The organism is Salinivibrio sp. MA427 (assembly GCF_001996115.1).
Classification (GTDB): Bacteria; Pseudomonadota; Gammaproteobacteria; order Enterobacterales; family Vibrionaceae; genus Salinivibrio; species Salinivibrio costicola.
Genome location: NZ_MUFH01000117.1, coordinates 1 through 7492, shown reverse-complemented (window position 1 = coordinate 7492; position 7492 = coordinate 1). Strand labels below are relative to the sequence as shown.

At 51.9% G+C, this 7492-nt stretch carries 11 protein-coding genes; 6 read left to right on the top strand and 5 right to left on the bottom strand.

Annotated features, from left to right (window positions below; all coding sequences use genetic code 11):
• The first annotated feature begins 59 nt into the window (after window positions 1-59).
• The 3 genes from BZG79_RS08960 to BZG79_RS08950 all read left to right on the top strand — a co-directional run bounded on the left by BZG79_RS08960 (window position 60) and on the right by BZG79_RS08950 (window position 2020).
• Complete coding sequence (locus BZG79_RS08960; RefSeq protein WP_025744236.1) at window positions 60-680, top strand: metalloregulator ArsR/SmtB family transcription factor; 621 nt, start codon at window positions 60-62, stop codon at window positions 678-680.
• 9 nt (window positions 681-689) lie between these two features.
• On the top strand, window positions 690-1433 hold the full coding sequence (locus BZG79_RS08955) for a ferredoxin--NADP reductase (RefSeq protein ID WP_077774225.1): 744 nt from the start codon (window positions 690-692) through the stop codon (window positions 1431-1433).
• Window positions 1434-1672: 239 nt separating this feature from the next.
• On the top strand, window positions 1673-2020 hold the full coding sequence (locus tag BZG79_RS08950) for a DUF3135 domain-containing protein (RefSeq protein ID WP_025744234.1): 348 nt from the start codon (window positions 1673-1675) through the stop codon (window positions 2018-2020).
• A 14-nt stretch (window positions 2021-2034) separates the two neighbouring features.
• On the opposite strand, the gene BZG79_RS08945 is transcribed toward BZG79_RS08950, so the two are convergent.
• Window positions 2035-2469: a 5-carboxymethyl-2-hydroxymuconate Delta-isomerase gene (locus tag BZG79_RS08945; RefSeq protein WP_241824089.1), complete on the bottom strand. Its 435-nt coding sequence runs from the start codon at window positions 2467-2469 to the stop codon at window positions 2035-2037.
• A gap of 190 nt (window positions 2470-2659) precedes the next feature.
• Between BZG79_RS08945 and tpiA the strand changes: the two genes are divergently transcribed.
• Window positions 2660-3427 carry a triose-phosphate isomerase gene (gene tpiA, locus BZG79_RS08940; RefSeq protein WP_077461526.1) on the top strand — a complete coding sequence of 256 codons (768 nt, stop codon included), beginning with the start codon at window positions 2660-2662 and terminating at the stop codon, window positions 3425-3427.
• Window positions 3428-3520: 93 nt separating this feature from the next.
• Here the strand turns inward: tpiA and BZG79_RS08935 are convergent, their stop codons facing one another.
• The 4 genes from BZG79_RS08935 to BZG79_RS08925 all read right to left on the bottom strand — a co-directional run bounded on the left by BZG79_RS08935 (window position 3521) and on the right by BZG79_RS08925 (window position 5896).
• Entirely contained in the window at window positions 3521-3982 is a 462-nt protein-coding gene (locus BZG79_RS08935) for a tRNA (cytidine(34)-2'-O)-methyltransferase (RefSeq protein WP_077774224.1), read from the bottom strand.
• A 62-nt stretch (window positions 3983-4044) separates the two neighbouring features.
• On the bottom strand, window positions 4045-4725 hold the full coding sequence (locus tag BZG79_RS16660) for an ATP-binding protein (protein ID WP_242414151.1): 681 nt from the start codon (window positions 4723-4725) through the stop codon (window positions 4045-4047).
• Between the two features lie 47 nt (window positions 4726-4772).
• Window positions 4773-5213, bottom strand: a complete 441-nt coding sequence (locus tag BZG79_RS16655) for a hypothetical protein (protein ID WP_242414150.1) — start codon at window positions 5211-5213, stop codon at window positions 4773-4775.
• Window positions 5201-5896 carry a response regulator gene (locus BZG79_RS08925; protein ID WP_025744230.1) on the bottom strand — a complete coding sequence of 232 codons (696 nt, stop codon included), beginning with the start codon at window positions 5894-5896 and terminating at the stop codon, window positions 5201-5203. Before BZG79_RS08925 ends, BZG79_RS16655 begins: the two co-directional genes overlap by 13 nt.
• Before the next feature lie 161 nt (window positions 5897-6057).
• Between BZG79_RS08925 and BZG79_RS08920 the strand changes: the two genes are divergently transcribed.
• Both BZG79_RS08920 and fieF read left to right on the top strand, forming a co-directional pair.
• Window positions 6058-6522 (top strand): Spy/CpxP family protein refolding chaperone, encoded by a 465-nt coding sequence (locus tag BZG79_RS08920; RefSeq protein ID WP_025744229.1) that lies wholly within the window; start codon window positions 6058-6060, stop codon window positions 6520-6522.
• A 75-nt stretch (window positions 6523-6597) separates the two neighbouring features.
• On the top strand, window positions 6598-7492 hold an 895-nt coding region (fieF, locus tag BZG79_RS08915), incomplete at its 3' end, for a CDF family cation-efflux transporter FieF (RefSeq protein ID WP_108743257.1).

Genomic DNA, 7492 nt, shown 5'->3' with positions numbered 1-7492 from the left:
TTATTTAATTGTGAGTATGCGTTCGCACATTTGCAATTGGGGTAATCGAGGTCCGGACGATGAAATCCACTGACCGCATTTTAGACACCATAAAGCGCGAAGGCCGTGTCAGTGCAAAAGTCTTAGCGGATAACCTGAATATGACCACCATGGGCGTGCGTCAGCATTTACAAAGCCTTGAGCGTGATGGCTTGGTGGATTTTGAAGATATCCGCGCCAAAGTTGGCCGGCCTACACGCCACTGGTCTTTAACCGCCACCGGACACCGACGGTTTGCGGATAGTCATCATGATTTATCCGTCACCTTGATCGATTCGGTGCAAGAGGTTTTTGGCGACCAAGGGGTCGCAAAAGTGATCGCCCAACGTGAAGCGGCCACCTTCGCCCAATACCAAGATGCGCTCAAAGATTGCGATAATTTAGAGGCTAAATTGCAAACCTTGGCGTATCTTAGAGAGAGCGAGGGGTATATGGCCGAGCTCCATCGAGACGGCGCTGACTATATGTTGATTGAACATCACTGCCCTATCTGTCAAGCAGCGAAAACCTGTCCTGCGCTATGTCGCTCAGAAATCCAGTTATTTCGACACTTACTGGGCAACCGCTATCGGGTGGAACGTGAAGAACACATTGTTTCAGGACAGCATCGCTGCACTTATCGCATTGGAGATAAAACGTGAGGAGGTAATATGGCCACTTGGATCAAGGCTGATGTCGTGGAGAACCAACATTGGACGAAGGATCTCTTCAGCCTGGTGTTATCCGCCCCTGTCGCGCCCTTTACGGCAGGCCAATTCACAAAGCTAGGGATGGAGATCGATGGCAAACTGATCCAGCGCGCCTATTCGTTTGTGAATCCTCCACAAAGTAAATACTTAGAAGTGTATGCGACACGTGTGGCTGACGGCCTGATGTCACCACGCCTTCACGCGCTCGATCCGGGTGATAACGTGATGATTACCCAAGATCCAGCCGGCTACTTTACCCTAGATGAAGTACCACAAGGTCAACACCTTTGGATGTTTGCCACGGGAACAGCCATCGGCCCTTATATTTCGCTGATGGAGCAAGGCGATGTCTGGTCGCGTTTTCGCAAAATTATCTTGGTCCATGCGGTACGTTTTGCTGCCGATTTAACCTATCAAGCACGCATTAACGCACTGGCAGAAAAATACCCTGATCAACTGGTGGTTCAGCCTTTTGTTAGTCGCGAGCCTATAGCTGGCGCCTTATCAGGTCGGGTAACACACGCGCTCGAAGACGGATTGCTCGAGCGCGTGGTTGGTCTGCCTCTGACCTCCGAGCACAGCCAGGTGATGTTGTGTGGCAACCCAGCCATGGTAAAAGAAGTGAAAACACTGCTGGAAGGAAAAGGCCTCAGTAAAAACTTACGCCGCAAGCCCGGGAATGTGACTACTGAGCATTACTGGTAAAAACACTCCCCCTGCTTTGCTGATACGCATACGGTAAAGCGGGGCATTTTTACCCACAAAAATAATCCCAGAAAAACGGCGTTGATTCAATTGATTACTCAATACGTCGTCCATCTCTCTATCCACGGCGCCAGCTTAGCCAGACAGCGCAAGTTTGATCCCTGGCAAACCTCGACTCATAGTTACTTTAACGCTTTGGTAACACGGCCACGCGGCCGACGACGCGTAAGGAGTATGCGATGAAGACCCTTCCTTCTTTTGATGAGTTAGCGGCGCTGGCCCAAACCGATCCTCGTGCGTTAGAAACATTACGGCTTAAAATGAGCGAAGAGGTGATCGCCAATGCGTCCCACGCCACTCAGCCGCAGCTCCATGCCATGTTAAGCCATATTAATCGCATGATTGATCATGGTAAAAATCCATTACACGTCAACATGATGCTCTTCCAAGCACTGACTCGTCAGTATTCGCGCTTTTCGACTGCGTTTACCAACCCAGACGCCTTGCGCAGCCATCAAGCGGACATCATGGAATTTAAAGTGGGACAAACAGCCAACGCCCCCACACCGCCAACGCAATCGAGATAAACCGATTGAGCCACTCATAGGGCATGATTGGGTCCGACCCACTTGCGATAACTGGTGGTATCCATGTCACGAACTTCCACCGTTAGGCTGGTGACATGGCCTGCATGGTCACGCAGCGGCCCGGTTAATGCGTCACTGATTTGCTGTTTTTGTTGATCACTGCGTCCAGCCAGTAGGCGAAACTCGACATGCACAAACTCACCGCGATCGGCTTGCGCGCCGACACGCCAAACGGCGCATGGAACGGCGCGAGATTTGAGCGCGTCAGGGTCAAAACAATCGGTGGCGATCGCCGCTTGGTGCAGATCATCCACCAGCTGATCAATGTTCACGCGCTCTGCTAACGCGTCGGTGTATTCCATCACCAAATGAGGCATCATTTCACTCCGTTGAAAACACAAACCTGCATCATGCCGCAAGATAGGCGCCATCACGAGCACCTCTGTCACACTTTGGCCGCCCCATTGGCGCAATAATGATGAAATTTTACTACTTGAAGGTTCCCTTTTGCGCGCAAAACGGGTAAAAACGAGGACATTCTCGCCATTCTATGATTTTAAACAGAGAAGGCCGCGCTACAATAGACTACCTTCTTTACATCTTTTGACTTCAAATCAACTAAACCGCGGAGGAACTCCTATGCGCCGTCCATTGGTAATGGGTAACTGGAAACTCAATGGCAGCAAAGCCATGGTCACTGAACTGCTTAACGGCCTTAATGCTGAACTCAAAGACGTTGAAGGCGTTGACGTTGCCGTCGCACCACCGGTGATGTATCTGGCACAAGCCGAACAACTGCTGGCTGACAGCGCCATTAAGTTGGGTGCGCAAAACGTTGATACCAACAACAGCGGTGCATTCACCGGTGATATCTCTGCCGACATGCTGAAAGATTTTGGTGCAACCCATATTATTATCGGCCACTCAGAGCGTCGTGAATATCACCAAGAATCTGACGAGTTTGTGGCGAAAAAATTCGCTTTCTTGAAAGAAAATGGCCTCACGCCAGTACTTTGTATCGGTGAGTCTGACGCACAAAACGAAGCGGGCGAAACTCTGGCGGTGTGTTCTCGCCAGCTTGACGCTGTGATCCAATCTCAAGGCGTTGAAGCGCTAAACGGTGCGATCATTGCTTATGAGCCAATCTGGGCAATCGGCACCGGTAAAGCGGCAACCGCTCAGCAAGCGCAAGACATTCATGCAGCTATCCGTAAGCACATTGCGTCTTACAGCGAAGACGTCGCAAGCAAAGTGGTCATCCAGTACGGCGGTTCGGTCAAAGCTGGAAATGCCGCAGAGCTGTTCGCGATGCCGGATATCGACGGCGCCTTGGTTGGCGGTGCCGCGCTTGACGCTGCAGGCTTTGCTGCAATCGCGAAAGCCGCCGGTGAAGCGAAAAAAGCGTAATTCGTTGTGCGGTTAAATAGCCAATAGCAACGCGCTCGCGAATAAAAACGCCCCCTATTGGTAGGGGGTGTTTTTTGTCTGTCAGTCTGTTCGCTATGCGCCTTCAAAACCTAACTGGCGCCAGGCTTCGTAGCCAATAATTGCCACTGCATTGGATAAGTTGAGGCTGCGTGCATCTGGCTGCATCGGGATACGCAAACGCTGCGTGTCCGGCAGTGCCTGAATAAGATCCTGCGGTAGCCCCCGTGTTGCAGGGCCAAACAACAGCACGTCGCCAGGCGCAAATGTTGCCTGAGTATGATATTGCGTCGCTTTGGTTGTACAAGCAAAGATCCGACGTCCCGCCATGGCATCAATGAAGGCGGCATAATTCGCATGTCGCGTCACCCGCGCCAAGTCATGATAATCCAACCCCGCACGGCGTACCTTCTTCTCTTCCAAATCGAAGCCTAACGGCTCAATCAAGTGCAAGTTAGCGCCACAGTTAGCACATAATCGAATAATATTGCCCGTATTAGGCGCAATTTCTGGCTCATAAAGCGCAATGTCAAACATGGTCAGTTACCACAGTGAGAAATAAGCCGTTATTGTCGCAACCGCGGGAAACCAGCGCAATATTAATGCACCGGCCAGCGAAGTGTAACGACCAACCCGCCTTGCGGTCGATTGTGAGCCAGGACCTGCCCGCCATGCTGTTGTACCGCTTGCGCGGTGATCGCAAGCCCTAGCCCAGAGCCGCCAGATTGCCGCTCTCGGGCGGCAGAAACACGATAAAAAGGCCGAAAGATATCGGTCAACATGCTCTCTGGCACTCCCGGACCATCATCGGCAACCTGAATGACCAGCATGGTATCATCAATGAATGTGGTGATATCGATACCTAGGTGCGCATAACGGATCGCGTTTCTTAGTACGTTTTCCAACGCGCTACAAGCTAGGCGCGAATTAACACTCAATGTGACCGACGGCCATGGCGTTATCGTGATCGATTTGCCTTGTTGATTCGCTTCGAAACTCGCATCGTCCACCACCGACTGCCACAACACATCCGCACTGATCGACGCGCGCTCAAGCTGCCCTTGCGCTTGCAGTTTTGACAACGTAAGCAGCTCCGCAATTAAGGCTTCAAGCTGCCCCGCTTCCCGCTCAATCCTGGCCAAGCTATCACTGTGTCCTAATTCACGCTCCGCCAAGGCGCGTGCCATTTGTAAGCGCGTCAGCGGTGACCGTAACTCATGAGAAATATCCGACACCAGTTGCTGTTGTCCGGTCACCATTTGATTGAGCGCCGTAACCATATGATTAAATCCCTTCCCAGCCTCACTGAATTCTCTCGGGCCGCACTCTAACGCAGGAAAGGACCGGCGAGCATGGCGCGACGCACCAAGCGTTGCATCGGCTGCTCTGTCTCATTGGTTTGAGCCATAAAGCGACGTAACTCGGTCGGTAAATCGTCAATCCGGGCCGATTTAGGGACCCAGTAAAGGGTGTTCGCTGCCCGACTGTGGCGATGACCACGACGCTGATTATGTCTGGCAATGAGCGTGGCTATCGGTATGTCGCGTGTCGTCGCGATGTTCACTAACTGATTTATTTGAGCAGCAATACGTGCTTGCTCCGCGGCCGGCACTGGGTGCAGCGATCGCGGATCGCCACGCTGGGCCCAAATGACCGCCGCTAATACCAGTAATAATGTGAGCCAAAAAATCACGAAAACCCGACCATACAAACTGGAGAAAAAAGGAACACGCGACAGGGTTTGGCGCACGCTGGCTAGTCGACCCATAAATACCCCTTTCCTCGCAGCGTTTTGATTCTTGGTTTAGCATCAGCACGCTCAGGTAACTTTTTGCGCAAATTGGAAATGTGCACATCCACGGCACGGTCAAAGGGCATCAAACGCTTACCTAACACCTGCTCACTCAAGTGGGCTTTACTTACCACTTCACCCGGGTGCGCCAGCAAGCACGCCAACATTTCTGTCTCCATGCCGGTCAGATCGACCGTCTCGCCTTGGCATACTGTTTCCAACCGATGCGGGTAAACGCACACATCGTCATGGGCTAAAACAGGCTCTTGCGCTTGGGTCGGCGGATCGGGGTCCGGTAAGCGAGTGCGTCGTAAAATCGCCCGCATTCTTGCTAGAAGCTCTCGATCACTAAACGGTTTGGCCAGATAATCATCCGCCCCAAGCTCTAAGCCCATCACGCGGTCTACCTCTTCACCTCGTGCGGTCAACATCAAAATCGCAACATGTGACGTGGCGCGGAGTTGCCGTAACGTTTCCATACCATTTAAGACCGGCATCATGACATCGAGCAAAATAATATCTGGCGGTAACTCACTCGCCATTGCTAAGCCCATTTGTCCATTGTCCGCGCAGCGAACCGAAAACCCTTCCAATGACAGCAACTCACCAAGCAGTGCGGTCAATTCGGTGTCATCGTCAATAATTAGAACCTGCTGCATCGCCCGTGACCCTCTCCTCAATTCAGTGACGCTGAATACAATCTTTTTATCATAGCGACATCGGCACAGGCATGACTTTACCCATCTTTACATCGCATAACGTGACTTTACATCCCAAGGGTTAATCTAAACGTGTACCTACTCAATGATGGAGAGACAGGATGAAACGTTTAACCCTTGGCTTAGCCGCCGCGCTCATTGCGATTCCCACCCTTGCTGCACCGCAGTTCGGTAACGACACCAACCGCGGGATCTGGCAGGATCTTGACTTAACGGAAGCACAACAATCACAACTCGACACCCTTCGCGACACTTACCGCGATCAACGTCTCCAGGCGCGTGACGGATTCCGGCAGAAAATGGGGGCACTGCTAACTCAACCAGAATTTGATGAAGCGGCGGCCACCGAGCTATTTAATGCCATGCCACAACATGGCCGACAAATGCACGGCCAAGGGATCGAGCGCGCTCGCCACATGCATGCCATGATGCAAGTGTTGACGCCAGAGCAACAAGAAATCTTCTTAGATAAGATGCATGACCAACGCCGACACGGCGGTTGGGATAAAGAAAAAGGCAAGCGCGGCCAAGGCCACCATGATCGTCGAGGCAATTGTTCACGATAAATCTGCGTCGTGTCATACGCATCGGGTCAACAGTCTATATACTAAGGGTTGCGTTTCATTACACAGCCCTTTTTTATGAAAAAACAGTATGCTTTCTGGGTCGAGGCCGCCGCGTGGGCAGCCACCGCGGTAGCGACCACCTTACTTCTGGCCAAATTGATTGCATGGTGGCTAACAGGATCGGTCAGTGTGCTGGCCTCATTTGTCGATTCACTGCTCGATCTACTGGCCTCGTTGACCAATTTAATTGTGGTGCGGTACGCCGTTCAACCTGCTGATAGTGAGCATAGTTTCGGGCACGGCAAAGCCGAATCCCTCGCCGCACTCGCGCAATCCACCTTTATCGTCGGATCAGCCTCTTTCTTGCTCCTCAGTGGCCTTGAACGTTTGTTCAAGCCAGTGCCGATTGCATCGCCAGAGCTTGGCGTTGCTGTCAGTGCCGGTGCCACCGTGATTACGCTAGGGTTAGTCTTATTCCAAAAATGGGTGATTCGCAAAACGGCCAGCCCAGCCATTGCTGCCGATGCACTTCACTATCAATCCGATTTATTAATGAATATTGCGATCATCGTCGCCTTGGCATTGAGTTGGTACGGCTGGACGCAAGCTGACGCTTGGTTTGCCATCGGCATCAGTGTTTTTATCCTATCTCAAGCTGTCAAAATGGCGTACGAGGCGGTCCAATCACTGCTTGATCGGCAGTTACCGCTTGAAGAGCAAGAGAAAATCGCGGTACTTTCCAGTTCTGTCGTCGGCGTTCATGGTATTCACCAACTGCGTACGCGCCAAGCCGGTATGACAAAATTTATCCAACTACACATAGAGCTTGATGACGAGCTACCCTTAGTGGATGCACATACCCTTGCAGATGCCGTAGAAGATAGGCTGCTGGTCGCCTTTCCCGGTGCGGATGTCATGATTCATCAAGACCCAAAATCGGTGGTGGCAAGGGAAACAGGTGGTGGCAAGG